Below are 25254 nucleotides of genomic sequence, written 5' to 3' on the forward strand. Positions count from 1 at the left end.
TTTCACCCGTATCCGCATGGGTCCCACCCGCTCGGACAGACGGTTTCACCTGCTTCGGCGGGCCAGGGGCGATGGAAACGCCTGTCCCAGGATTTCCCGCGAGTGAAAGAGCCTGTCCGAGGGTTTGGCGCGAGTGAAAGCGCCTGTTCGAGCGGGTGGGGTCGGGTCAGGGTCGTGTTGGGGTCGGGTCAGGTGAGTTCTGCTCGGGCCACGTCGGCGGCGAGGCGGCGTAGGAGGGGGCCTGCGTCGCGCATGCACGTCTGCTCGTCGGGCTCGAGATCGGTGAGGCGGTAGAGGCGCTCGAAGCCCGCCTCCTGCGCCTCGGTCTCGTCGAGCATCGCCCGCCCGCAGACCGCGACGATCGGCACCCCGGCACGGCGCGCGGCCTGGGCGACGCCCGCAGGAGCCTTGCCGAGCAGGGTCTGTAGGTCGAGCGACCCCTCGCCGGTGACGACGAGCCGGGCGCCCTCGACCATTCGGTCGAACTCGTTGAGGTCGAGAACGATCTCGATACCCGGCCGCATCTGCGCGCCGAGGATGGCGAGCGCGGCCCATCCCACGCCGCCCGCGGCGCCCGCGCCCGGCTCACCCGCGACATCTTTGCCGGTGGCCTGCGCGACGAGCGACGACAACCGTGCCAGGCCGGCGTCGAGGTGCGCCACGTCCTCCGGAGAAGCGCCCTTCTGCGGGCCGAAGATCGCGGCCGCACCCTGCTCGCCGAGCAACGGGTTGTCGACGTCACAGGCGACAGTGACGGCGGTGCGCGCGAGCGCCGGGTTCAGGCCCGACAGGTCGACCGAGGCGAGGTCGACGAGCGCGCCACCGCCGGGGGGTAGTTCGTGGCCGTCGGCGTCGAGGAACCGAGCCCCCAGCGCGCTGAGCATCCCGGCTCCGCCGTCGGTGCTCGCGCTGCCGCCGATGCCGATGACGAGGCGCGTCACTCCGGCATCGAGCGCGGCCGCGATGACCTCGCCCAGGCCCCGACTCGTCGCGTCGAGGGCGCGACGCTCGCCCCCGGGCAGCCGGACCAACCCACAGGCATCGGCCATCTCGACGACGGCCTCGTCGCCGCGGCGGACGTAGCGGGTGTGGACGGGCTCACCGGTGGGTCCACTGCAGGTGACCGGGACGGGCTCGAACCCCGCGACCTCGGCGGCGTCGAGGGTGCCGTCGCCTCCGTCGGCGATGATGACCGAGCGCACCTCGACGCCGGGCGCGCCCTCACACAGACCGGCCTCGAGGTGCTCGATCACCTCGTGCGCCGTGAGCGAGCCCTTGAACTTGTCGCAGGCGATGAGGACGTGGCCGTCGGTCATGGGGGTCTTCTCCGTGGAGTCGGCGCGGGTGGGAGTCAGTGGGTGTCGAAGAGCCGTTGCAGCTCGGCGGTGTCGCGCGTGCGGGTGAGGGCGAGGGCGAGCAGCACGCGGGCCTTCACCGGGGGGAGGTCTCCGGCGCACACCCAGTCGTGCTCGTCGTCGCTGATGTCGCCGTTGCGCGCGGTCGGTCCGAAACCGAGCCGGGAGGCGCGGACGACGACGAGTCCGTCGCGGTGTGCCTCGTCGAGCATGGCGACGACCGGTCGGGAGACGTTGCCGCCGCCCGGGCCACCGTGCACGAGCCCTGCCGCACCCGAGCGCGCGACGGCCCGCACGAGCGCGGGCGTCATCTCGGGGTGGGAGACGAGGATCTCGACCGCGGGCAGTGGGTCCGGCAGGTCGGAGAGTCGGAACGCGCTCGTCGGCCCGAACGCTCGCGCCGGCCGGGCGCCGACGACGAGGCGGCCCTCGAGGACGTGCCCCAGCGGGCCGTGGAGGCATTCGAAGGCGTCGAGCCGTCCGGCCGTGCGTTTGGTGACATCGCGTGCGCCGAGGACCTGACCGCCGAAGACGACGAGGGTGCCAAGACCTCGGGCCGCGGCATCGGCCGCGACCGCCACGGCGTCGGCGAGGTTGGCGGGCCCGTCGGCGCCGGGGTCGTCGGCAGGGCGCATCGCTCCGGTGAGGACGACGGGCACCTCGGTGTCGAGCAGCAGGTGCAGGACGTAGGCGGTCTCTTCCATCGAGTCGGTGCCGTGGGTGACGACGATGCCGTCGGGCGCATCGTCACCGTCGAGAACGTCCTGCAGGTGGCGGGCGAGTCTCACCCTGTCGGCGAGGGTGAGGTCGACGGAGTCGAGTGCGAAGAACTCCTCGGTGCGCAGGTCGACCCGATCGCCCAGCCCGGGCACCGCACCGGTGAGCGTCTCGACCGAGAACACACCCGCCCTGTAGTGCTGGTCGTCGACGGCCGCGGCCGAACCGGCGATCGTGCCGCCGGTGGCGCAGATGAGGATGACGGGGCGAGGTCGGTCGGTCACGATGCCCGTCCCGGCGGCGTCGGCAGAGGTCATGGCGCAATCCTGCCCGACCCCGGTTCCTTCGCGCGGCCATCTCGGCAGACGCGTGACCAGCGGCACCCGGGGCCGACCGGCGGTCTCCCACCGCTCGGCCCCGGGGGCCACGGTCGTCAGCGCCGGGCCAGCTTCTCCACCGCGGTGGCCAGCCGATCGACGGTTCCGTCCACGTCGTCGAGCTTGTCGAGGCCGAACAGCCCGATGCGGAAGGTCGAGAAGTCGTCCGGTTCACCACACATGAGGGGGACGCCGGCCGCGGCCTGGATGCCGAGGGGCTTGAACGCGGCCGCGCTCCTGATCTCAGGGTCATCGGTGTAGGAGACGACGACGCTCGGCGCCGCGAACCCCTCCGCGGCGACGGACGGGAATCCGTACTCCGCGAGCAGGGCTCGCACCTTGCCTCCGAGATCCAGCTGGGCCGCACGCATCGTGTCGAGGCCACGATCGCGGGTCTCGCGCATGGCGCCACAGATGCTCACGAGCGCATCGGTCGGCATCGTCGCGTGGTAGCCCGCGGTTCCTTCGACGTATCCGTCGGCGATGCTCAGCCACCGCTTGAGGTCGAGAGCGAAACTCGTCGTCGTGGAGTCGAGAACGGCCTCGCGACCCCGGTCTCCCAACATGACGAACCCGGCGGCCGGGGTGCCGCTCCACCCCTTCTGGGGTGCGCTGATGAGAACGTCGACGCCGGTGTCGCGCATGTCGACCCACAACGCGCCGGAGGCGATGCAGTCGAGCACGAAGAGCCCGCCGACCTCGTGCGTGGCCTCCGCGACGGCGCGAAGGTACTCGTCGGGCAGGAGGATCCCGGCGGCGGTCTCGACGTGCGCCGCGAACACGCGCTGGGGCCGCTCTCGACGGATCGCCTCGACGACCTCGTCGACTGGGGGAGGGGCCCATGGTGCGCGGGGGGCGTCGTCGACGCTGCGGGCGGTGCAGACCGTGACGTCATCGGTGATGCGTCCGGTCTCGAAGATCTGACTCCAGCGGTAGGAGAAGAACCCGTTGCGGATGACGAGGCAACGCCGATCGGTGGCCAGCTGACGGGCCACCGACTCCATCGCGTAGGTTCCACCGCCGGGGACGACCGCAACGGAGTTTGCGTCGTAGGTCGAACGGAGGATCTCGAGAAGCTCCTGCATCACGCCGATGAACCTCTTCGACATGTGGTTGAGCGCGCGATCGGTGAAGACGACCGAGTACTCGAGGAGGCCGCCGGGATCGATGTCGTCGTGGGGAAGATTCATGGGCCGAGCCTAGCCACGACAGTGTCTTTCGGACACGGGGCGCGGTCGGAGCCCCTCACCGATCCCGGAGCCGTGAGCTCCAGTCCTCGACGCGTCCGTGGGTGAGTCGTTTGGCGAAGGTCGTGCGCCAGTTCTCCGAGAGGGTGGGCACGGCGGTCGCGGCCTCCCACTCGTCGGCGCCGGCGGAGCGGTCGAAGAGGGCACGCAGCACCCGTGCGAGCGGCCACGTCGGCTCGGGTCGCTCGATGACGTCGAGGACGTCCCCGGCGCTCACGACGCCGGGTTCGAGGACGCGGTAGTACCAGCCCGTGCAGCGCAGCTCCTGCATGCGACGAGCGGTGCCGCGGCGGTCGAGCCGGGCGTCGAGCTTCCAGCACGGCTGACGCCCTTGCGAGACCTGGAGCACGGCGGTGCCCACCCGCACGATGTCGCCGACGTGCACGTCGTGCTCGGTGAGGCCGTGGGTCGAGATGTTCTCACCGAACGCGCCGGGCTGCTGCAACGCGGCGGCGTCCGGGAGCCACTCACGCCAGGTCGGGTAGTGATCGCGGGCGTAGTGGTGGACGGCTTTGTCGGGGCCGCCGTGGTGGCGCAGGTCGGCCTGTTCGTCGCCGGTGAGGCCGGTCGCGCCGATCCGCACGGGTCCGGAGACGGGGGACTTCGCGATGCCACTCGTCCCGCGTCCGCCGGGCAGCGGTGCGACGCGTCCGACGAGCACGGCGTCGATCCGCGTCGGGGCCGCAATCACGGTCGCCCCTCGTCCCGGCGAGCGAACCTCCGTCGCAACGCACGATGCATCGGGTCGACCCGGAGGTCGACCGACGCGCGGGTCGCCCGGCGGGCCGAGAGCAGCCCGACGACGCCGGCGGCGAGCATGGGCACCTGCACTCCCATCGCGAGGCGGAACGCGAGGTGCGACGAGAGCCCCGCGCCCTCGGCGAGGTCGACGAGGATCCCGATGAGGAGGATCGCGACGAGCGCCCCGCCGAAGCCGCCCATGATGACGAGGCCGGTCGCCGTGCCCAGCCGGTGGGAGGGGTTGAAGGTGCGGGCGAAGTCGAACCCGATGGCCGAGCCCGGGCCACCCGTGGCGAGCCCCAGCGCGAGGATCGCCAACAGCCACATGGGAGCCGGTCCGGGCCAACAGAGCACGGCGATCCACGGCACGGCGTTCGCCGCGACCACGGCGAGGACGAGGTTGCTGCGGCGCACGGGGTAGCGCTGGGTGAGGCTGCCGAGCAGGGGGCCGCAGGGGAGGGAGGCGACGACGTGGAGGGCGAGGAGCCCGCTGGCCTCGGCGGCGGTGCGCCCCTCGCCGAGCACGAGGAACGGCACGCCCCACATCATCGCGAACGTCATCGGGGTGAAGCACGTGACGTAGTGCGTCCAGATGCCGAGCCGTGTGCCCGGAGTACGCCACGTCTCGGCGAGCAGACGGCCGATCTCACCGGGTGCCATCGCGGTCACCGCCGGCGCGACGCCGGCCGGCGCGTTGCGGATCAGTGCGAGAGCCAGCACGAGCACGACGATCGCCACGGCGGCCGAGCCGAGGAACGACGGACTCCAGCCGAAGCTGTGCAGGGCGTACGCGAACGGCACGGCCGAGGCGATCTGGCCGCTCTGCCCGAGCAGCCCGGTCATCTGGGTGACGATCGGTACCCGCCGTGGTGCGAACCACGCCGGGACGAGTCGGATGACGCTCGCGAAGGTCATCGCGTCGCCGGCGCCCACGAGCACTCGCGCGATCATCCCCTCGGGCGCCGAGCCTGCAGACGCCATGACGACCTGCCCCATCGCCATGACGAGAGCACCGGTCGTGATGAGCAGCCGCGAACCGAACCGGTCGAGCAGCACCCCCACGGGGATCTGCATCGCCGCGTACACGACGAGCTGCAGCACGACGAACGTCGCGACCACACCTGCCGGAGCCCCGAATCGTTCGGCGGCGTCGACTCCCGCCACCCCGAACGACGTGCGCTGCAGCACCGCCGAGGCATACGCGAGCACACCCACGACCCAGACGATCCACGTACGCACGCCTGCCAGTCTCGCCCATCGCGAAAATCGCGGTGCGCCCGCCCGAGGCCGTCGATGCCCGGGGCGGGTGATTCGTGCACGGGTGACGCGCAGTGCGCAGGCCGTCGACGACGCGGTCGGAGTGCTCGAGGCGTGTACGAGACGCCGGGGCCGTCGCCTCCACGACGACGGCCCGGCGCGACCCTCCTCTCGATCAGGAGGTCAGGACCCGCTGCCCTTGAGCTCGGGGAAGTCGGAGTCGCGGTACTCGCCCTCGGGTCGGCCGTCACCATCGGCGAGTCGGTCCTCGCGCTGGCGGAGTTCGACGCGGCGGATCTTGCCCGAGATCGTCTTCGGCAGCTCCCCGAACTCGAGGCGGCGGATGCGCTGGAACGGGGCGAGGCCTTCGCGGCAGTGCTTGAGGATGTCGAACGCCGTTTTCTCGTCGGCGTCCCAGCCCGAGGCGAGCACGACGTAGGCCTTCGGTACCGCCAGACGCACCTCGTCGGGTGCGGGGACGACCGCGGCCTCCGCGACGGCCGGGTGCTCGATGAGCACCGACTCCAGCTCGAACGGGCTGATCTTGTAGTCGCTCGCCTTGAACACGTCGTCGGTGCGGCCGACGAACGTGATGGCGCCGCGTTCGTCACGCACGGCGATGTCACCGGTGTGGTAGTAGCCGCCGGACATGGACTCCGCGGCGCGTTCCGGGTCGTCCTGGTATCCGGCCATGAGGTTGACCGGGTGCTGGGAAAGGTCGAGACACAGTTCTCCCTCGGTCTCGGTGCGTTCGCCGGTGACGGGGTCGACGAGCACGCTCGGCACGCCGGGCAGGGGGCGACCCATCGAGCCGGGGATGACCGGCTGACCAGGGGTGTTGCCGACCTGGACCGTGGTCTCGGTCTGGCCGTAGCCGTCGCGGATCGTCAGTCCCCAATGCTTCTGCACCTGTTCGATGACCTCGGGGTTGAGAGGCTCGCCGGCTCCGATGATCTCGCGCAACGACCCCTTCTTGCCCGCGAGGTCGGCCTGGATGAGCATGCGCCACACCGTCGGCGGGGCGCAGAACGTCGTCACGCCCGCGCGGTCCATCTGTGCGAGGAGCGCGGCGGCGTCGAAGCGCGTGTAGTTGTACTCGAAGATGCACGCCTCGGCGATCCACGGCGCGAAGAAGCAGCTCCACGCGTGCTTGGCCCAGCCGGGGGAGGCGATCGTCAGGTGGACGTCGCCCGGCTGCTGACCGATCCAGTACATCGTGACGAGGTGCCCGACGGGGTAGCTCGTCTGCGTGTGCTTGACGAGCTTGGGCTTGCTCGTCGTGCCCGAGGTGAAGTAGAGCAGCAGCGGGTCGTCGACGTCGGTCTGCGCCTCCCACGCCGGAGCGTCGTCGCGCTCCTGCGCCGTGCGGATGTCGGCCCACCCCTCGCCGGCGTCACCGACGCTGAACAGGTGGACGTCGACGTCGGGGTCCTCACGGGCCCAGTACATCTTCCCGGCCTCGTCGGCGTTGGCGATGATGCCCTTCGCGCCGGCCCGCGCGATGCGTTCCTTGAGGTCGGAGGCGCCGAGGGCCGTCGTCGTCGGGGCGATGACCGCGCCGATCTTCATGATCGCGAGCATCGAGTCCCAGAGCTCGACCTGGTTGTTGAGCATGATGAGGACCGGGTCGCCCTTGCCGATGCCCTGCTCGACGAGCCACGCGGCGAGCTTGTCGGAGCGCTTCGCCATGTCGTCGAAGCTGTACTTGTCCTCGCTGCCGTCCTCCTCGACGATCCACAGCGCGGGCTTGTCGTTCCCGCGGGCCATGACGTCGAACCAGTCGGTGGCCCAGTTGAACCGGCCCTCCAGGCGCGGCCACTCGAAGCCGTCGCGCGCGGCGTCGTAGTCCTCTCGGTGGGCGAGGAGGAAGTCGCGCGCGGCCTTGTACGTGTCGTGAGCAGAGGTGGCGTTGGTCATGTTCGTGGTCTATCAGCCGCGCGGGAACGGCGTCAGCATCCGGCGGTGGGCACGCGACGAACAGTCGATCGGCGTCGCCGAACGGGAAACGCGTGTGCGGCGCGCATCACACGTGCCGCCGCCCGCCGTCCCCGGAGCGGGAACGGCGGGCGGCCGGCCCAGGTGTGGCTCACGAACGAGGCGAGCCGCGAGGGCGAGTCAGCGGTAGTTCGTGAACTGCACCGCGAAGTCGAGGTCGGCCTCCTTGAGCATCCGCTGCACGGCCTGGAGGTCGTCCTTGCTCTTGCTGCTCACCCGCAGCTCGTCGCCCTGGATGACGGGCTTGACGGTCTTGCCGAACTCGTCGCGGATGAGCTTGGAGACCTTCTTCGCGTTCTCCTGGCTGATGCCGTCCTTGAGCGCGGCGTCGAGGCGGTAGATCTTGCCGGAGGCCTTCGGCGTGCCCTCGCCGGTGTCGAGCGACTTGAGCGACACACCGCGCTTGACGAGCTTGGTCTGCAGCACGTCGAGCACCGCGAGGCACCGCTCTTCGCTGTTGGCCTTCATGACGATCGAGTCGCCGGACAGTTCGACCGAGGCGTCGACGCCCTTGAAGTCGTACCGCTGCGAGATCTCCTTCTCGGCCTGGTTGACGGCGTTCGCGACCTCCTGGTGGTCGACCTTGCTGACGATGTCGAACGAGCTGTCGGCCATGTCCTACCTCCGCTTGCCGATGGCGGCCCGAACGGGCCTGGTCTGGTCGCCCATTCTGCCTGCGTCCGCCGCGGGATGCCGTCGGGTGTCCTGGCGCGTTCGGCGCAGGTCGGCGCGACCACGCGACGCCGGAACCGATTGGACGCCGCACGGGTCGGTATTGCTATCCTCGGACACGCACGACGGCAGGTTGCCCGAGCGGCCAATGGGAGCGGACTGTAAATCCGTCGCGAAAGCTACGAAGGTTCGAATCCTTCACCTGCCACGCCGCGCGAAGGCCCCGGATTCCACGAATCCGGGGCCTTCATCGTCTCTGCCCCCGGGCGGCCGCGCCCCGCCCGCGACGTCTTCGCGCAGTTCGCGCAACAAAGACCGGTCAGTCACGGGCCACGACGCAGCTTCTTCGCCGTCCTGCCTGGTCAGAGGGTTGCGCTCACTCGGTGAGTCTGCCGGTGACCGGTCTTTCTTGCGCGGGCCGTCAGCGCAGCGGCACGCAGCAGGCCGCGAAAGCGGTCCGCGTCGGTTCCCAGGTGGCTCCACTTGGCTCGGATGACGATCCAGTCACGGACGACGAGGTCGTTGTAGCGATCGATGTCACGACCGAAAGACTCCAGATCTCCGTGGTAGGCGTAGCTGTCGGCCTCGACGACCACCCGGTGGTCGACGTCCGCGAGGTCGACGGTGCCTACGAATCCGTCTGCGGTGAGCGAGACCTGGGGCACCAACCGCAGTTCCTCCACCTCGGACGCGACGGCCCGCACGGCCGACTCGAAGGGGTTGGCGGCGCGGGCGTCGCCGAGAGCGACGACCCGGCGAATCCGCGCGCCGCCGCGGCCCCGCCAGAGGGCGGCCGCGTCCTCGAGTTCCTGCCGTCCGACCTCACCCGACCGGAGTGCCGCGTCGGCGACAGCGACCGCCTCGACCAGCGGCAGCGTCCGCGCGCAGTCGAACACCGTGGTCAACGCCGATGTCACGCCGTCCTCCCGTTCGCGCCGGGACAGGCTGCGTCGCCCGCGCACCGCGATCGGGCACCGCCTCCGGTTCTCGTCGACCGTCACCTCGGTGGTGACCGGCATGACGAGCACCGGCCAATCCCGAGCCAGGGCAGCGCTGCGATGAGACAGGCACGCGTCGTGGGCCCGCGCGTGGGCGAGGTCGGCCTCACGATCGGCGGTCCACGCCGGGTCCGGGGTTTCGTCCCAGGTCGCCCAGGACCGCTGCGAGGTGGGCCGGACTCGGGCGAGCACGTAACGGCCGCGCGAGATTCGACGAACGTGGCCCAGGGAGCAGGCCTTACGCACGGCGGCGGCCGACGAGACGGTGACGAGGTCGCCACACGTCGCGGTTCCGCCGCACACGACGAGGTGGGTGAGGAGGGTGGCCAGTCGATCATCGCGAGGCATGTCGGCAGCCTCGGCCGGCGCGGCGGCGGCGTGGACCCCGTTCCGAAGGGTGCTGTGGACGGGGCTCCGCAGATCTCGCGCAACAAAGACCGGTCATGCTCGGCTTCGATTTCGGGTGCAGCGCGCTGACCTGGGCGTTCGCGGGTCGGCGCCTGGTCGCGGGGCGCAGTGACCGGTCTTTGTTGCGCGAGTTCTGCGTCGGCCCCGGCAGGATGGGGGTATGCGCGACGATCTGGGGACCGAAGTGGAGCTCGACGGGCCGCCGGGGCGGGTGATCAGCCTCGTTCCGTCGCTCACCGAGGCTGTCGCCGTCAGCGCGCCGGGGATCCTCGTCGGAGCGACCGAGTGGTGCACTCACCCGGCCGATCTCGATGTGCCGCGGTTCGGAGGCACCAAGAACCCCGACGTCGCCGGCATCGTCGCTGCCGCGCCCGATCTCGTCGTCATGAACGAGGAGGAGAACAAGCCGGAGCACGTCGCAGAGCTGCGTGCGGCAGGCATCCCGGTGTGGGTCACCGATATCCGCACCGTCGAGGGGGCGTTGACGTCGTTGAACCGGCTGCTCGACGCGCTCGCTGCCCCCGATCGCGCGTGGCTCGACCGGGCCCGGGAGGTGTGGAACCGGATCGAGCCACCCGAGAGTCGGCGCACCGCGCTCGTCCCGATCTGGCGGCGGCCGTGGATGGCCGTCGGCAGCGACACCTACACCGGTGACGTGCTCCGCCGCCTCGGCGTCGACAACGTCCTCGCCGACTCGCCCGAGCGGTACCCACGCGTCGACCTCGACGACGTCCTGCACGACGTCGACCTCGTCGTCCTGCCCGACGAGCCCTACCGATTCACCCCCGGCGACGGGCCCGAAGCGTTCCCCGGCCGGTCGTGCGCTCTCGTGAGCGGCCGCCACCTCACGTGGTACGGGCCGGCCATGGTCGAGGCCCCGGCGGTGTTGGGAGCAGCGCTCGCCGCTCCCACGATGTCGCCCGCCACAGTCGATCCGTCGTCGGCGGTCCACGATGGGTGAGGTGACGATGCGCCACCCCGACGCCGAGTCCGACGAACTGCTCATCGACCGCGACGGTCCGGTCGTCACCGTGACGTTCAACCGGCCGCACCGCCGCAACGCCTTCACGACGGCGATGTACGACGCGCTGCGCTCCGAGGTCGATGCGCTCGCCGACGACACCCGCGTCCGCGCCGTCGTGCTCCGCGGGGCCGGGGGAGCGTTCGCCGCCGGCAACGACATCGGCGAGTTCGCCGCGATGACGTCGGGTGCCGAGGCCGTCGCCTACGAGGCCCGGGTGCAGGAGTTGCTCGGGTCGTTGTCGGCGCTGCCGCAGGTGACGATCGCGGCCGTCGACGGCCTGTGCGTCGGCGGCGGGCTGGCCGTGGCGACGTGCTGTGACCTGCGTATCGCGACGGCGTCGTCGCGTTTCGGCTACCCGATCGCCCGCACGCTGGGCAACGCCTTGTCACGCGCGCTGCTCGAGCGGTGCGTCCACGTCTTCGGCGAATCCCTCACCCGCCAGATGCTTCTCACTTCACGTCTCGTCGACGCCGACCGTGCGTACACGATCGGCGCGCTGCTCGCGGTCTGCCCGTCGCGCGCGGAGCTCGACACCGAGGTCGCCTCCGTCGTCGAGGGAGTGCTGCAGGCCGCCCCGCTCACGCTGCGGGCGACCAAACAACAGCTCGGCGCGATCACGGCCACCGACCCGGCCGGTCGGGCCGACGACGACGCGCTGCTCGAACAGGTCTACGGCAGTGCGGGATTCCGTGAGGGTGTGCGAGCCTTCCTCGCCAAGGAGCCGCCCCGGTTCGCCGACGTCGAGGCGAGCGAGCCTCCCGCGTCCTGACACCTGCACCGCCCCTGCCCAGCCCCAAACCCTGCGCCTTCGCCCGCGCGCCCGCCGACAGTCCTTCGTAGGCTGAGGACATGGCGGAGAAGGCTGACAAGGTGGATTCCGGTGTCGCAGAGGCGAAGGACGCGATCGCCAAGGGGTACAAGAACCCCTCCGGGCGGCGTCCGGAGAAGCAGAGGATCTGGGAGCGCGGGCGAGAGGTGCTCAAGCAGCCGATCGTCAACCGGGGCACGGCGTTCACGCGGGCCGAGCGCAAGGAGCTCGGGCTCGTCGGGTTGCAGCCGGTCGGTGTCGTCGACATCGACGGCCAGATGCGACGTGTCTACGAGCAGTACCGGGCCCAGCCCGATCCACTGAGCAAGAACCTCTTCCTCTCGGCGATGCGCGATCGCAACGAGACCCTGTTCTACCGGCTGCTCGCCGAGCACCTCGAGGAGATGCTCCCGATCGTCTACACCCCGACCATCGGGGAGGCGATCCAGAAGTTCAGCCACTGGTACATGCGCCCGAGCGGGGTGTTCCTCTCGATCGACTACCCCGACGACATCGAGGAGGCGTTCACCAACTACGGGCTCGGCTCCGAGGAGGTCGACCTCATCGTCGTCACCGACTCCGAGGGCATCCTCGGTATCGGAGACCAGGGCGTCGGTGGGGTGATGATCGCGACCGGCAAGCTGTCGGTGTACACCGCGGCGGCGGGGATCCATCCGCGTCGGGCGATCCCGGTCGTGCTCGACGTGGGCACCGACAATATCGGCCTGCTCAACGACGATCTCTACATCGGTGCTCGCCACGCCCGGGTGCGCGGCAAGCGCTACGACGAGTTCGTCGAGAAGTTCGTCGAGGTGGCCACCAGGCTGTACCCGAACGCGATGATCCACTGGGAGGACTTCGGCGCGGACAACGCGTATCGCATCCTCGACACCTACCGGCAGCGGTGCTGCACGTTCAACGACGACATCCAGGGCACCGCCGCGGTCGTCGTCGCGGCGGCGCTCTCGGCCTGCAAGACCGCGCATACCCCGCTCAAGGACCAGCGCATCGTCATCCACGGTGCCGGCACCGCGGGAGTCGGCATCGCCGAGCTGATGCGCGACGAGATGGTCCGCGCCGGGCTCAGCGAGCGGGAGGCGAACTCCCGCTTCTGGTGCCTCGGCAGCCGGGGCTTGATCTCGGCGCGGCTCGGCGACAAGGTGCGCCCGTTCCAGAAGCAGTTCGCGCGCTCGGAGGCCGAGCTCAAGGACTGGGACGTCGACGATCCCAAGCGCATCGACCTCGCCGACGTCGTGCGCAACGTCCACCCGACGATGCTCATCGGCACGTCGGCCCAGGCCGGAGCGTTCACCGAGGCGATCGTGCGCGAGATGGCCGAGCACACCGAGCGCCCCATCGTCTTTCCGCTCTCGAACCCCACGTCCAAGGCCGAGGCGCTGCCCGCCGACCTGCTCGAGTGGACCGACGGCGCCGCGCTCATCGCGACCGGGTCGCCGTTCGAGCCGGTCGTCCACGACGACGTGACCTACGAGATCGCGCAGGCCAACAACGCCCTGGTGTTCCCTGGCATCGGCCTGGCCGTCACGGTCTGCCGCCCGACCCGCATCACCGATCACATGATCGCGGCGGCGGCGGAGGCCGTGGGCCGCATCGGTGCCGAGGGCGGCACGGGGTCGAGTCTGTTGCCGCCGGTGAGCATGCTCCGGGCCGTGTCCGGATCGGTCGCGATGGCGGTCGCCCAGGCCGCCGCGGAGGACGGCGTCGCTCGGGTCGAGGTCCACGACTCGGTCCAGGAGGTCTTCGACCTCATGTGGCAGCCCACCTACCGGCCCATCGAAGCGGTCTGACGCGTCCCCCGCCGTCGAACGGCTCGGCCGTGCGTGCCGACTCACGCACCGGCGGTTTCCGTCGCGTCCGGCGCGCGGTGGCGTGGCGCGACGAGCGTGCGGCGGTGTGTCATCCTCACTCGGTCGGCCGAGAGCGCCGCGAACCGGAGGAACCGCCGACCCGGTCGGTGAGCGAGGAGAACGCGATGGGTGCCACCACGGAGCACGTGGGATCGCCGAGCCGTACCGATCGGCTCGACCGGCTCGACGTCAACCGTGCCCACGGTCGGTTGCTCCTCGGAGCGGGCGTGGGCTGGGCCCTCGACGCGATGGACGTCGGTCTCATCTCGTTCGTCATGCTCGCCCTCGCCCGGCAGTGGCAACTCGACTCCGCGACGTTGTCGGGCATCGCCTCGATCGGGTTCGTGGGTATGGCGATCGGGGCCGGTGTCGGCGGCCTGCTCGCCGACCGAATCGGCCGCCGTCAGGTCTTCGCGCTCACCCTGCTCGTGTACGGACTCGCGACCGGGGCCTCCGCGCTGGCCGGTTCGGTCGCGGTGCTGATGGTCCTGCGCTTTCTCGTCGGTCTCGGTCTCGGGGCCGAGCTGCCGGTCGCGTCGACGCTGGTCAGCGAGTACTCGCCGCAGGCCGTGCGCGGTCGCATGGTCGTCGCGCTGGAGTCGTTCTGGGCGATCGGGTGGATCCTCGCCGCGCTCATCGGCTACTTCGTCATCCCGCTGAACGACGACGGCTGGCGCTGGGCGCTCGCGGTCGGCATCGTCCCGACGCTGTACGCCGTCGTGGTGCGGTGGGGACTGCCGGAATCCGTGCGCTTCCTCGAGTCCAAGGGTCGTCACGCGGAGGCCGAGAGGGCCGTGCGGCAGTTCGAGGCCCCGGCCGGCATCGTCCACGACGAGCCGCTACCCACGGACGAGCCCTCGACGCTCGCCCGCGCCGCGCGACCGCGCGGCAAGAGCGGCCTGTGGACCTCCGACTTTCGTCGGCGCACGGCCGCACTGTGGATCGTGTGGTTCATGGTGAACCTCAGCTACTACGGGGCGTTCATCTGGTTGCCGACGTTCATCGCCGGCCAGGGGTACGGCCTCGTCAAGTCGTTCGAGTACACGCTCATCATCACGCTCGCCCAGGTGCCCGGCTACGCCCTGTCGGCGTGGCTCATCGAGGTGTGGGGGCGGCGCGCCACGCTGGCGACGTTCCTCGTGGGGTCGGCGGCGTCGGCGGCGCTGTTCGGAGCCGTGGGGTCGGCGGCATTCCCGCAGATCCAGGGCGCGGGCTGGCTCATCACCGCCGGCTGCCTGTTGTCGTTCTTCAACCTCGGCGCGTGGGGCGCCCTGTACGCGGTGTCCCCGGAGATCTACCCGACCCGCATCCGTAGCACCGGTGCCGGTGCGGCCGCCGCGTTCGGGCGCATCGCCTCGATCCTCGCCCCCATCGTCGCCGACCGCCTCGTGCACGCCGGCGGCCAGGGCCTGGTCTTCGCGGTGTTCTGCGTCGCCTTCGCCATCGCCGCCGTCGCCGCGCTGTTCCTGCCCGAGCTGCGCCGCGTCGCACTGGAGGAGTGAGGCTACGGACGCGCGCTCCGGGAAGCATCCACCCGCGCGTCGTGGCAGCGGTGATGGCAGCTCCGGTGGGGTGGTGACCCCCGATCCGTCACCAACCCGTCTTCCTTCTCGGAGAACGCGCGGGGGACGCGAAGGTGCGAGTGCCAGACTGACGCCATGACGACTCAGTTCTCCCGGCCGCTCGTGGGCGTGCTCAACGGCCCCAACCTCAACCTGCTCGGAACCCGGCAGCCGGAGATCTACGGCCGCGCCACCCTCGCCGACATCGAGCGTCGCTGCGGTGAGGTCGGTGACGAGGTCGGGTTGGCCGTGGAGTGTGTGCAGAGCAACCATGAGGGCGCGCTCGTCGACGCGATCCAGGAGTGGCGCACCAGGGCGGCGGGATTCGTCGTCAACGCCGCCGCCTACACGCACACGTCGATCGCGCTGCGCGACGCGCTCCTCGCCACGGGGCTTCCGCTGGTCGAGGTGCACCTGTCGAACGTGCACGCCCGTGACGAGTTCCGGCACCGCTCCTACCTCGCCGACATCGCGAGCGCGGTGATCGCCGGCTGCGGCCCCGAGGGCTACGAGTTCGCTCTGCGCCATCTCGCCGGGCGCCTCGCCCGTACGACGCGCGCCTGAGACGCGACGACGACAGCCGCCGAGCCCGGACTTCGGGATCGGCGGCTGTCTCGGTCGTCGGTAGTCCTCAGAACTCGCGCAGGATGTCGTCGACGCGGTCCTTGGCGTCGCCGAAGAGCATCTCGGTGTTCTCCTTGAAGAACAGCGGGTTCTGCACACCGGCGTATCCGGTGTTCATCGAGCGCTTGAACACGACGACGTTCTCGGCCTTCCACACCTCGAGCACGGGCATGCCGGCGATGGGGGAGCCCGGGTCGTCCTGCGCGGCGGGGTTGACCGTGTCGTTCGCGCCGATGACGAGCACGACGTCGGTGTCGGGGAAGTCGTCGTTGATCTCGTCCATCTCGAGAACCACGTCGTAGGGCACCTTGGCCTCGGCGAGCAGCACGTTCATGTGGCCGGGGAGGCGGCCGGCGACGGGGTGGATGCCGAAGCGCACGTCGACGCCGCGTTCGCGCAGGCGGCTCGTGAGTTCGGCGACGGGGTACTGCGCCTGGGCGACGGCCATGCCGTAGCCGGGCGTGATGATGACCGACTTCGCGTCCTTGAGCATGTCGGCGACGTCGGCGGAGGTGGTCTCGCGGTGCTCGCCGTATTCCTGGGCCTCGCCGACGACGGCGCCGTCGGAGCCGAACCCGCCCGCGATGACGTTGATGAACGAGCGGTTCATGCCCTTGCACATGATGTAGCTGAGGTAGGCACCGGAGGATCCGACGAGTGCGCCGGTGATGATGAGCAGGTCGTTGTTGAGCAGGAAGCCCGCGGCCGCGGCGGCCCAGCCGGAGTAGCTGTTGAGCATCGAGACGACGACCGGCATGTCGCCGCCGCCGATGGCCGCGACGAGGTGCCAGCCGAGGAAGAGTGCCGCGAGGGTGAGGAGGCCGAGGAGCAGTTGCCGCGCGAACATCGCGTCGTGCGGCATGAGCACGTACACGACCGTGAGCACGACGAAGGCGATGACGATGCCGAGGTTGATCATGTTGTGCTTCGGCAGCATGATCGGCGCCGACTTCATGCGCCCCGACAGCTTGAGAAAGGCGACGATCGAGCCGGTGAGGGTCACGGCTCCGATGAAGACGCCGACGAAGACCTCGGCGTCGTGGATGCCGGCGTTCTGAAGAGGCACCTCGTAGGAGCTGTTCCAGCCCACGAGCACGGCGGCCAGACCGACGAAGCTGTGCAGGAGCGCGATGAGCTCGGGCATGCCGGTCATCTCGACGCTGCGTGCCCGCCAGATGCCGATGCCCGCGCCGATGGCCATGGCGACGAGGATGAGCCCGAGGCCCACGAGGCCGGTGCCCGGGCGGTTGCCGGCAGCGGTGCCGGACTGGACGCCGAGGACGGCCGCGCCCACGGTGACGACGAGGGCGATGACCATGCCGAAGATGCCGTACCGGTTGCCGGCGCGGGCGGTCTCGTGCTTGGAGAGTCCGGCCAGGCTGAGGATGAACAGCAGGCCCGCGATGATGTACGTGCCCTGCAGGAGCGTGAACTGCAACATCAGGCGTCACCCTTCTTGAACATGTCGAGCATGCGGGCGGTGACCGTGAAGCCGCCGAACACGTTGATGCTGGCCACGAGGATGCCGAGGAACGCGAGCACCGAGATCCACAGGTGACCGTCGTGTCCGACCTGGAGCAGGGCGCCGACGATGATGATGCCGCTGATCGCGTTGGTCACCGACATCAGTGGCGTGTGCAGGGCGTGATGCACGTTGCCGATGACGTAGTAGCCGATGACGCAGCTGAGCATGAACACCATGAAGTGTCCGAGGAACGGTTCGGGCGAGACCGCGGCGATCAGGAGGAACGCGAGCGCGGCGGCAGCGGCGAGCCCGGTCTTGGCGCCGACCGACATCGGGCCCTTCTCCCGTCTGCCCGGCGTCTCGACGGCGGTCGAGCCGGCCGCCTCACCCGGCACGGCGGCGTCCGCCGGCTTCGGTGCCGCCGACACCTGCACGGGCGGCGGCGGCCACATGAGCTCTCCGTCGAGGACGACGGTCATGCCGCGCTGGACGACGTCGTCCATGTCAAGGACCACCTGGCCGTCCTTGCCGGGCGTGACGAGCTTGAGCAGGTTGACGAGGTTGGTGCCGTAGAGCTGGCTGGACTGGGTGGGCAGGCGGCCCGCGAGGTCGGTGTAGCCGAGGATGATGACGCCGTGATCGCTCGTCGTGCGCTCACCGGCCACCGAGCCCTCGACGTTGCCGCCTGCGGCCGCGGCCATGTCGACGATGACGCTGCCGGGCTTCATCTGCGCGATCATCTCGGAGGTGATGAGGCGGGGAGCCGGCTTACCCGGGATGAGTGCGGTGGTGATGATGATGTCGACGTCCTTGGCCTGCTCCATGTAGAGCTCGGCGGCCTTGCGGTTGTAGTCCTCGCCGGTCTCGCGGGCGTAACCGTCGGTGGAGACGACCTTCTCGGCCTTGACCTCGAGGAACTCCGCGCCCATCGACTGCACCTGTTGGGCGACCTCGGGGCGCGGGTCGGTGGCGCGCACGATCGCGCCGAGGCTGCCGGCCGCACCGATGGCCGCGAGGCCCGCGACCCCGGCTCCGACGACGAGGACCTTGGCGGGCGGCACCTTGCCGGCGGCCGTGACCTGGCCGGTGAAGAACCGGCCGAACTCGTTCGCGGCCTCGATGACGGCCCGGTAGCCGGAGATGTTCGCCATCGAGGAGAGCACGTCGAGGGACTGCGCGCGGGAGATGCGCGGCACGGCGTCCATCGCGAGAACGGTGATGGGCCGCGCGGCGAGCTTCTCGACGAGCTCGGGGTGAAGGGCGGGTCCGATGAGCGCGCAGAGGATCGCGCCGTCCTTGAGCGCGGCGATCTCGTCGTCGGCCGGAGCGTTGACGGCGAAGACGATGTCGGCGCCCCACGCGTCGTAGGCGTCGCCGATGCGGGCGCCCGCCTCGGCGTAGGAGCCGTCGGCGATCTTGGCGAGGGCGCCGGCGCCGGTCTCGACGACGACGTCGTAGCCGAGCTTGCGCATCTGCTCGACGGTCTTCGGTGTGGCGGCCACCCGGGTCTCGCCCGGCTGCCGTTCTCGCGGGACGCCGATGATCACGGGGTACTCCTTCGTGGCGGGGCCTCGGGCAGGGAACCGGCGAGCGCCGGTCGCGGGTCCTACGTTTGCGGGAACGGCCGGTTCTGGGGTCAGCGTGCCAGAGACTGAGACCGCAGTATGGCTTTCGTCCCCAGGAAAGGGGGATGGGGCCGTGCGCACGCCGCGCCTCCGGCACACTTTCCCCAGGCCGGACGGCCTCGTCACTTCCAGGAGGATCAGATGCCCACCACGTCGAGGACGGACACCTCGCCCGTTCAGCGGACCTCGAAGCCCCGAGTCGCCGCACGCGATCTCGCTCTCATCGCGGCGATGGCGGCGCTCATCATCGTCCTCGGCATCCCGGGCTCGTTGTACCCGGTCGGGCCGGCGGTGCCCATCACCCTGCAGTCGCTCGGCGTCATGCTCGCGGGCGCGCTGCTCGGCTGGAAGCGTGGCGGCCTCGCAGTCCTGCTCTTTCTCGCGGTCGGCGCGACCGGCCTGCCCGTGCTCGCCGGCGGGCGCGCGGTGCTGCCGGCGCTCGCGAGCCCCACGGTGGGCTTCATCCTCGGTTACCTGCTCGGCGCGATGGCCGTCGGTGCCCTCGTGCAGATGCGTGCGCGCCGGCTCACGACCGCGTGGCTCGCCTTCTCGATCCTCGTCGGCGGCATCGTGGTCGTCCACGCCTTCGGCATCCCCGGCATGATGTGGCGCGGCCACCTCGACCTGACCAAGGCGTTCGTCACCGACATGGTGTTCATGCCGGGCGACCTCATCAAGGCCGTCGTCGCCACCGTCGTCGCCGCGGCGGTGCACCGCGCCCTGCCCACGCTGCTGCCGTCGACGTGGGCCGGTCGTCGTCCCTGATCGGGGCGTGAACGCAGACAGGCCGGGCCGGGAGCGGGTCGTCGAGGCGGGTGGGCGTGGCCTTCGCCGCCGACCGCACGAGACGGTCGCGAGGAGGGTCCGATGATCGAGTTCCGCGACGTGCATCACTCCTACGGTGAGCGCGAGGTGCTGCGGGGGATCGACCTGTGTCTCGACGAGCCGCGGGTCGGCATCGTCGGGGCGAACGGTTCGGGCAAGTCGACGCTGGTCCGCATGATCAACGGTCTCGTCGAGCCGAATTCGGGGAGGGTCCTCGTCGACGGGCTCGACGTCGCGAAGCAGGGGCGCGAGGTGCGGCGTCGGGTCGCGTTCGTCTTTCCCGATCCGGAGGCGCAGATCGTCATGCCGACCGTGAGCGAGGACATCGCGTTCTCCCTACGGCGACACCGGCTCTCGCGATCCGAGGTCGACGCGCGAATCGCCGCGGCCCTCGCCCGGTTCGGACTGACCGATCACCGCGACCACCCCGCCTATCTGCTGAGCAGTGGGCAGAAGCAGCTGCTCGCGATCGCCTCGGTCACCGCGACCGATCCCGCGATCCTCGTCGCCGACGAGCCCACGACGCTGCTCGATCGTCGTCACACACGGGCGGTCATGCGCCACCTCGAGGCCCTCGACCAGCAGCTCGTCCTCGTCTCCCATCAACTCGAGCTGTTCGCGCAGTGGGAGCGCGTGGTCGTCATCGACGACGGGCGCGTCGTCGCCGACGGGCCGGGCGCGCAGACGATCCCGTACTACCGCGCCCTCATGGACGGCGCGGACGCCTCCGACCGCTCTCCGCACCGGGCCGAGGAGGGGTCGTGCTGAGCGCGACGTACGTTCCCGGCGACTCCTTCCTCCACCGCGCGCGGCCCTCGATCAAGCTCCTCACGCTCCTCGTACTGACGACGGCGCTCATGGTCGTGCCGTCGTTGCTCGCCGTCGGGGTCGCGGCCGCCCTCGTCGCCGGGGTGGTGCTCGCGGCGGGGTTGGGCGTGCGACGGCTGCTCGCGCTGGTGTGGCCGCTGCGGTGGATCGTGCTCGTGCTCACGCCCGTTCAGGTGTGGTCGGCGGGCTGGGAGCGGGCGGGCATCGTCGTCGGTGGCCTCGTCGTCGCGATCGTCGCCGCCGGAGTCGTCACGGTGACGACGCGGGTCGCCGACATGATGGACACGATCACCGCGGGGCTGCGGCCCTTCGAACGGTTCGGCGTCGACGCCGAACGCGTGGGCCTGGCGATGGCGCTCACCATCCGCTCGATCCCCGTCATCTCCCGCACGTTGACCGAGTGCGGCGAGGCCCGTCGGGCGCGGGGGCTGGGGAGCAGTCCCCGCGCGCTGCTCGTCCCGTTCGTCGTCCGCACGGTCCACCACGCCGAGCGGGTGGGGGAGGCCCTGGTCGCCCGAGGTCTCGACGACGGCGCGCCGAGACAGCCGCCGATTCCGCGCGGACAACGGTGACGAGGGCGTGCGCGGATTCACGCGGCGATATGAGCTCGGAATCGGCGGCTGTCTCGGCGCGAGGGAGCGCGGCCGGCAGCGCGGGAGGCGATTTCGTCTCCACGGCCCCCACCGTGTATCGTCATTCAGGCGCCTACGCGAGTTGCTCGCGCAGACGCACCCGGAGAAGGCATCGGGAGTCCACTCCCGCGGCGCTCCGGTGCCCCGATAGCTCAGTCGGCAGAGCGTCTCCATGGTAAGGAGAAGGTCTAGGGTTCGATTCCCTATCGGGGCTCAGGTCGCGATCGATCCGACCGACCGTCGTGTGCGGATTCCGGTCGGTCGAAGCGCCCCTTGGCGGGGTAGCTCAGGTGGTTAGAGCACACGACTCATAATCGTGGTGTCGCGGGTTCGACTCCCGCCCTCGCTACGCGCGTGATCCTCCTTCGAGCATCACGTCCACAGGAAGATCGTCTGCGGAGGCTCATCCGCAGATCTCCCGAATCTCGAAAGACAGGTAGTCCCGTGGCCAAGAGCACCGACGTCCGCCCCAAGATCACCCTGGCGTGCGCGGACTGCAAGGACCGCAACTACATCACGAAGAAGAACCGGCGCAACGACCCCGACCGCATCGAGCTGTCGAAGTTCTGCCCCAAGTGCGGCAAGCACACGGCGCACAAAGAGACGCGCTGACTTCTCGCTGATCCAGGCGCACCACGACGCAGCCGCTCCCGGCACCCGGGGGCGGCTGCGTCGTCTCGTCGTTCCGTCGGGCCGCCCGGTGCGGGGATTCGCCGAGGTCACCGGGTCGCCGGCACGGGTTGTCGGTGGGCTGCACTAGGGTTCGGCACATGGCTGTGAACACCGCTTTCGAAGGCCGAACCTACCCACCGGGGGAGCCGTTCGCCGTGGGGCGTGAGCACGTGCGCGCGTTCGCCGAGGCCGTCGGGGCCCACGACGCGATTCACCACGACATCACGGTGGCGCGCGCCGCAGGGTTCGACGATCTCGTCGCGCCGCCCACGTTCGCGGTCGTCGTCGCTCAGCGGTGCGAGGCGCAGTTCATCGCCGACCCCGAGGCGGGAATCGACTTCTCCCGCGTCGTCCACGGCGACGAGTCGTTCGAGCACCACCGTCCGCTCGTCGCCGGCACCGAGGTGTCGTCGACGCTGCACGTCGACCGTGTTCGTGAGGCCGGCGGCAACGCGCTCGTCTCGACGCGGGTCGAGATCGCCGACACGGCGCAGCAGCCGGTGTGCACCGTGCGATCCAGCCTCGTCGTGAGAGGGGAATGAGCATGAGCGACAACGTCGTGCGCCCGTCCGTGGGCGCGGTGGCGGTCGGAGACGAGATCGAGCCCATGAGCGTGCATGTCGACCGGGCACGTCTCGTCGAGTACGCCGCGGCTTCGGGCGATCGCAATCCGATCCACTGGGACGAGCGTTTCGCGACCTCGGTCGGCCTGCCCGACGTCATCGCGCACGGCATGTTCACGATGGGCGCGGCTGGCGAACTCGTCTCGCGATGGGCCGGCGGCGCGCAGTACGTGCGGTCCTACTCCAGCCGGTTCAGTAAGCCGGTCGTCGTGCCCCACGAGGGAGGCGCCGACATCGAGGTGGCGGGGCACGTCAAGCAGGTCGACGAGGAGGCCGGTGAGGCCGTGGTCGAGCTCACGGTCACCCACGGCGGTGCCAAGGTGCTCACCAAGGCCCTGGCCACCGTCGCGCTGGCCCGCGCATGAGCGCCGTCGCCAGCGAGGTCGCCCCCTCGAGTTCCCACGTCCTGGCCGACCACACGACCATGCGGGTCGGCGGTCCCGCGCAGCGGTTCGTCACCGTCGCGACCACCGACGAGCTGGTCGATGCGGTGCGCGTCGTCGACGAGGCCGACGAGCCGCTCGGGGTGTTCTCGGGCGGGTCCAACCTCGTCGTCGCCGACGCCGGGGTCGAGGCGACCGTCGTCCGGGTCGCGACGCGCGGCATCACGGTCGAGTCTCAGGACGCGTGCAGCGGAGTGAGTGTGCGGGTCGCGGCGGGGGAGCCGTGGGACGCGTTCGTCGCGCAAGCGGTCGACTCGGGATGGATCGGCATCGAGGCGCTCTCGGGGATCCCGGGGTGCGTGGGCTCGACTCCCGTGCAGAACGTCGGCGCCTACGGCCAGGAGGTCGCGCAGACCATCGCCCAGGTGCGCACCTGGGACCGGGCCGCGGCGCGCATCCGTACGTTCAGCGCGGCCGAATGCGACTTCTCCTACCGGCACTCGCGGTTCAAGGGCACCCGGATGCCTGCTCGCACCACCGGCGACGACGTCTCGGCCGCCCTCGGCGGCCTCTCACCGCGATTCGTCGTGCTCGACGTCCTCTTCCAGTTCGCGCTCGGAGATCTCTCGGCACCCGTCGCGTACGCCGACCTCGCCCGCGGACTGGGTGTCGACCTCGGTGCTCGCGTGCCGCTCACCGACGCCCGCGAGGCGGTGCTCGATCAGCGGCGGCGCCGCGGCATGGTGCTCGACGCCCCCGATCACGACACGTGGAGCTGCGGCTCGTTCTTCACCAACCCGATCCTGCCCGTCGAGCGGATGGCGCAGCTCGTCGAGCGCGTCCACGAGGTCGCGGGCGCCGAGCTCACCCCACCGCGCTTCGGCGCCGGCCCCGGCCACGAGAAGACGAGCGCCGCCTGGCTCATCGACAAGGCGGGCTACGGCAAGGGATACGGGCTTCCCGGGCGGGCCGCGCTCTCCACCAAGCACGTGCTCGCGGTCACCAACCGCGGCGGCGCCACGACGGCCGAGATCGTCGCGCTGGCTCGCGAGATCAGGGACGGCGTCGAGAGCCGGTTCGGCGTCCGTCTCGTCAACGAGCCGGTTCTCGTGGGGGTCGAGCTCTGACCAGGCCGGGTGCGACAGGACGCGCCGCGCGCTGAGATGACGCCCCTCGCCGGGCGGCAGGGGATGCCCGCAGGGGGGTCTCTCAGACGTCGGTCGGCTCGGCGAGCCACTCGTCGATTCCGGCGAGGGCGTCGCTGCGCACCTCGGCCGGGGCGCGGCTGCCCTCGATCGACATGCGGGCGAGATCGGTCAGTTCCGCGTCGTCGAAGCCGTGCACGCTGCGAGCGATCTCGTACTGGTCGTCGAGCCGCGAGCCGAACAGCAGGGGGTCGTCGGCGCCGAGAGCGATGCGCGCGCCGGCCTCGTACAGCGTCCGCAACGGCACCTCGAACGGGGTGGCGTAGACGCCGAGCCCCACGTTGCTCCCCGGGCAGACCTCGAGCGTGATGCCTCGCCGGACGATCTCGGCGACCAGCGCGGGATCCTCGACGCTGCGCACACCGTGGCCGATGCGGTCGGGGCGAACCTCGAGCGTGGCCCGCACCGCCTCGGGCCCGAGCAGTTCTCCGCCGTGCGGCACGATCGCGAGGCCGGCTTTGCGGGCGATGCGGAACGCGCCCTCGAACTCCTCGGTGTGCCCCCGGCGTTCGTCGTTGGAGAGCCCGAAACCGAGGACGTCCCCCGGGCCGTCTCCGGCGTGTCGGGCCGCGAGGCGGGCGAGGGTGCGGGCGTCCAGGGGATGGCGGGTACGACTCGCGGCGACGATGACGCCCACACCGATGCGCCCCGGCACACTGACGCGACGAGCCTCGTCGAGAACGATCTCCAGGGCCGGGGTGAGCCCGCCGACGTGCGGGGCGTAACTGGTCGGATCCACCTGGATCTCGAGCCACCGCGACCCCTCGGCCGCGTCGTCCTCGGCGGCCTCGCGCACGATGCGCCGCATCGCCTCCTCGGAGGTCACACAGGCACGCGCTGCATCGTAAAGACGTTGGAAGCGGAACCACCCGCGTTCGTCGCGGGCCGCGAGCTTCGGCGGCCAGTCCTCGACGAGGGCATGCGGCAACCGCACGCGCTGCTCCTGCGCCAACTCCATGAGCGTCGTGAACCGCATCGACCCCGTGAAGTGCAGGTGCAGGTGCGCTTTGGGGAGGGTGTGGACCGGCCTGCTCACCGTCCCAGTGTCACAGACAGGCCCTGGCGAGCCCGTCAACCCCCGGCCGACCACGCCTGACGCGGGCCCGGGTTGGCCTTGGGGGGTCGCTCTCCCGTATGCTCTCCGTCTGGGTGAGGCACGGACGCGACTGCGTGCTGCCGCTCACCCGTAGGGCAGTGGCTCAATTGGTAGAGCACCGGTCTCCAAAACCGGCGGTTGGGGGTTCGAGTCCCTCCTGCCCTGCGAATACGGATGGCGTAGAGAACACGGGGTCGCCGCACCGCATCACCATCGTCAGGCGCGGTCTGCGGCCCGCAGAGATGAG

At 70.5% G+C, this 25254-nt stretch carries 23 protein-coding genes and 4 tRNA genes; 16 read left to right on the top strand and 11 right to left on the bottom strand.

The window, feature by feature from the left end:
• Positions 1 to 188: 188 nt before the first annotated feature.
• From BN1197_RS12380 to BN1197_RS12410, 7 genes are all read right to left on the bottom strand, one after another.
• Positions 189 to 1316 carry a glycerate kinase gene (locus BN1197_RS12380; protein ID WP_040160111.1) on the bottom strand — a complete coding sequence of 376 codons (1128 nt, stop codon included), beginning with the start codon at positions 1314 to 1316 and terminating at the stop codon, positions 189 to 191.
• 35 nt (positions 1317 to 1351) lie between these two features.
• Positions 1352 to 2389, bottom strand: coding sequence for an asparaginase (locus tag BN1197_RS12385; RefSeq protein WP_052466668.1), 1038 nt, complete (start codon positions 2387 to 2389; stop codon positions 1352 to 1354).
• A 116-nt stretch (positions 2390 to 2505) separates the two neighbouring features.
• Positions 2506 to 3639, bottom strand: a complete 1134-nt coding sequence (locus tag BN1197_RS12390) for a pyridoxal-phosphate-dependent aminotransferase family protein (protein ID WP_040160113.1) — start codon at positions 3637 to 3639, stop codon at positions 2506 to 2508.
• Positions 3640 to 3694: 55 nt separating this feature from the next.
• The gene (locus BN1197_RS12395; RefSeq protein WP_217991197.1) at positions 3695 to 4387 is read right to left on the bottom strand and encodes an MOSC domain-containing protein; all 693 of its coding nucleotides are present in this window, start codon (positions 4385 to 4387) and stop codon (positions 3695 to 3697) included.
• Entirely contained in the window at positions 4384 to 5676 is a 1293-nt protein-coding gene (locus BN1197_RS12400) for an MFS transporter (protein ID WP_315969812.1), read from the bottom strand. Before BN1197_RS12400 ends, BN1197_RS12395 begins: the two co-directional genes overlap by 4 nt.
• A gap of 201 nt (positions 5677 to 5877) precedes the next feature.
• Positions 5878 to 7611, bottom strand: coding sequence for an AMP-binding protein (locus BN1197_RS12405; RefSeq protein WP_040160118.1), 1734 nt, complete (start codon positions 7609 to 7611; stop codon positions 5878 to 5880).
• Between the two features lie 198 nt (positions 7612 to 7809).
• Complete coding sequence (locus tag BN1197_RS12410; protein ID WP_040160120.1) at positions 7810 to 8304, bottom strand: YajQ family cyclic di-GMP-binding protein; 495 nt, start codon at positions 8302 to 8304, stop codon at positions 7810 to 7812.
• A 184-nt stretch (positions 8305 to 8488) separates the two neighbouring features.
• On the opposite strand from BN1197_RS12410, the gene BN1197_RS12415 reads away from it, so the two are divergent.
• Positions 8489 to 8569 (top strand) — tRNA-Tyr (locus tag BN1197_RS12415).
• Between the two features lie 154 nt (positions 8570 to 8723).
• On the opposite strand, the gene BN1197_RS12420 is transcribed toward BN1197_RS12415, so the two are convergent.
• Positions 8724 to 9707, bottom strand: coding sequence for a hypothetical protein (locus BN1197_RS12420; protein ID WP_040160122.1), 984 nt, complete (start codon positions 9705 to 9707; stop codon positions 8724 to 8726).
• Positions 9708 to 9927: 220 nt separating this feature from the next.
• Here BN1197_RS12420 and BN1197_RS12425 point away from each other — a divergent pair, with 220 nt between their 5' ends.
• The 5 genes from BN1197_RS12425 to aroQ all read left to right on the top strand — a co-directional run bounded on the left by BN1197_RS12425 (position 9928) and on the right by aroQ (position 15593).
• The gene (locus BN1197_RS12425; protein WP_052466669.1) at positions 9928 to 10728 is read left to right on the top strand and encodes a helical backbone metal receptor; all 801 of its coding nucleotides are present in this window, start codon (positions 9928 to 9930) and stop codon (positions 10726 to 10728) included.
• Positions 10729 to 10735: 7 nt separating this feature from the next.
• Complete coding sequence (locus tag BN1197_RS12430) at positions 10736 to 11560, top strand: enoyl-CoA hydratase (RefSeq protein ID WP_040160344.1); 825 nt, start codon at positions 10736 to 10738, stop codon at positions 11558 to 11560.
• 80 nt (positions 11561 to 11640) lie between these two features.
• Entirely contained in the window at positions 11641 to 13407 is a 1767-nt protein-coding gene (locus tag BN1197_RS12435) for an NAD-dependent malic enzyme (RefSeq protein WP_040160124.1), read from the top strand.
• A gap of 185 nt (positions 13408 to 13592) precedes the next feature.
• A complete protein-coding gene (locus tag BN1197_RS12440; RefSeq protein ID WP_040160346.1) occupies positions 13593 to 14969 on the top strand; it encodes an MFS transporter in 1377 nt (458 codons plus the stop codon).
• A gap of 156 nt (positions 14970 to 15125) precedes the next feature.
• The gene (gene aroQ, locus BN1197_RS12445; RefSeq protein ID WP_040160126.1) at positions 15126 to 15593 is read left to right on the top strand and encodes a type II 3-dehydroquinate dehydratase; all 468 of its coding nucleotides are present in this window, start codon (positions 15126 to 15128) and stop codon (positions 15591 to 15593) included.
• 67 nt (positions 15594 to 15660) lie between these two features.
• Here the strand turns inward: aroQ and pntB are convergent, their stop codons facing one another.
• Together pntB and BN1197_RS12455 are read right to left on the bottom strand one after the other, a co-directional pair.
• The gene (pntB, locus tag BN1197_RS12450; RefSeq protein ID WP_052466670.1) at positions 15661 to 17094 is read right to left on the bottom strand and encodes a Re/Si-specific NAD(P)(+) transhydrogenase subunit beta; all 1434 of its coding nucleotides are present in this window, start codon (positions 17092 to 17094) and stop codon (positions 15661 to 15663) included.
• Entirely contained in the window at positions 17094 to 18665 is a 1572-nt protein-coding gene (locus BN1197_RS12455; RefSeq protein ID WP_040160131.1) for a Re/Si-specific NAD(P)(+) transhydrogenase subunit alpha, read from the bottom strand. Before BN1197_RS12455 ends, pntB begins: the two co-directional genes overlap by 1 nt.
• A 219-nt stretch (positions 18666 to 18884) precedes the next feature.
• Here BN1197_RS12455 and BN1197_RS12460 point away from each other — a divergent pair, with 219 nt between their 5' ends.
• The 9 genes from BN1197_RS12460 (at position 18885) to BN1197_RS12500 (ending at position 23833) form a co-directional block, all read left to right on the top strand.
• The gene (locus BN1197_RS12460) at positions 18885 to 19508 is read left to right on the top strand and encodes a biotin transporter BioY (protein WP_082043867.1); all 624 of its coding nucleotides are present in this window, start codon (positions 18885 to 18887) and stop codon (positions 19506 to 19508) included.
• 102 nt (positions 19509 to 19610) lie between these two features.
• Positions 19611 to 20336: an energy-coupling factor ABC transporter ATP-binding protein gene (locus BN1197_RS12465; RefSeq protein WP_052466671.1), complete on the top strand. Its 726-nt coding sequence runs from the start codon at positions 19611 to 19613 to the stop codon at positions 20334 to 20336.
• Positions 20330 to 20968, top strand: coding sequence for a CbiQ family ECF transporter T component (locus BN1197_RS12470; RefSeq protein ID WP_040160134.1), 639 nt, complete (start codon positions 20330 to 20332; stop codon positions 20966 to 20968). Before BN1197_RS12465 ends, BN1197_RS12470 begins: the two co-directional genes overlap by 7 nt.
• A 201-nt stretch (positions 20969 to 21169) precedes the next feature.
• Positions 21170 to 21242 (top strand) — tRNA-Thr (locus BN1197_RS12475).
• A 61-nt stretch (positions 21243 to 21303) separates the two neighbouring features.
• Positions 21304 to 21377, top strand: a tRNA-Met gene (locus BN1197_RS12480).
• Between the two features lie 95 nt (positions 21378 to 21472).
• Entirely contained in the window at positions 21473 to 21640 is a 168-nt protein-coding gene (gene rpmG / locus BN1197_RS12485) for a 50S ribosomal protein L33 (protein ID WP_040160136.1), read from the top strand.
• Positions 21641 to 21798: 158 nt separating this feature from the next.
• The gene (locus BN1197_RS12490; RefSeq protein ID WP_040160138.1) at positions 21799 to 22242 is read left to right on the top strand and encodes an FAS1-like dehydratase domain-containing protein; all 444 of its coding nucleotides are present in this window, start codon (positions 21799 to 21801) and stop codon (positions 22240 to 22242) included.
• A 2-nt stretch (positions 22243 to 22244) separates the two neighbouring features.
• Positions 22245 to 22688 carry a MaoC/PaaZ C-terminal domain-containing protein gene (locus BN1197_RS12495; RefSeq protein ID WP_040160141.1) on the top strand — a complete coding sequence of 148 codons (444 nt, stop codon included), beginning with the start codon at positions 22245 to 22247 and terminating at the stop codon, positions 22686 to 22688.
• On the top strand, positions 22685 to 23833 hold the full coding sequence (locus tag BN1197_RS12500; RefSeq protein ID WP_052466673.1) for a UDP-N-acetylmuramate dehydrogenase: 1149 nt from the start codon (positions 22685 to 22687) through the stop codon (positions 23831 to 23833). Before BN1197_RS12495 ends, BN1197_RS12500 begins: the two co-directional genes overlap by 4 nt.
• A gap of 82 nt (positions 23834 to 23915) precedes the next feature.
• Here BN1197_RS12500 and BN1197_RS12505 read toward each other — a convergent pair whose 3' ends face one another.
• Positions 23916 to 24947, bottom strand: a complete 1032-nt coding sequence (locus BN1197_RS12505) for an adenosine deaminase (protein ID WP_040160142.1) — start codon at positions 24945 to 24947, stop codon at positions 23916 to 23918.
• Between the two features lie 152 nt (positions 24948 to 25099).
• Here BN1197_RS12505 and BN1197_RS12510 point away from each other — a divergent pair.
• Positions 25100 to 25172 (top strand) — tRNA-Trp (locus BN1197_RS12510).
• Positions 25173 to 25254 lie beyond the last annotated feature (82 nt).

The sequence above is a fragment of the Mobilicoccus massiliensis genome, assembly GCF_000826525.2.
In the GTDB taxonomy this organism is placed as follows: domain Bacteria; phylum Actinomycetota; class Actinomycetes; order Actinomycetales; family Dermatophilaceae; genus Mobilicoccus; species Mobilicoccus massiliensis.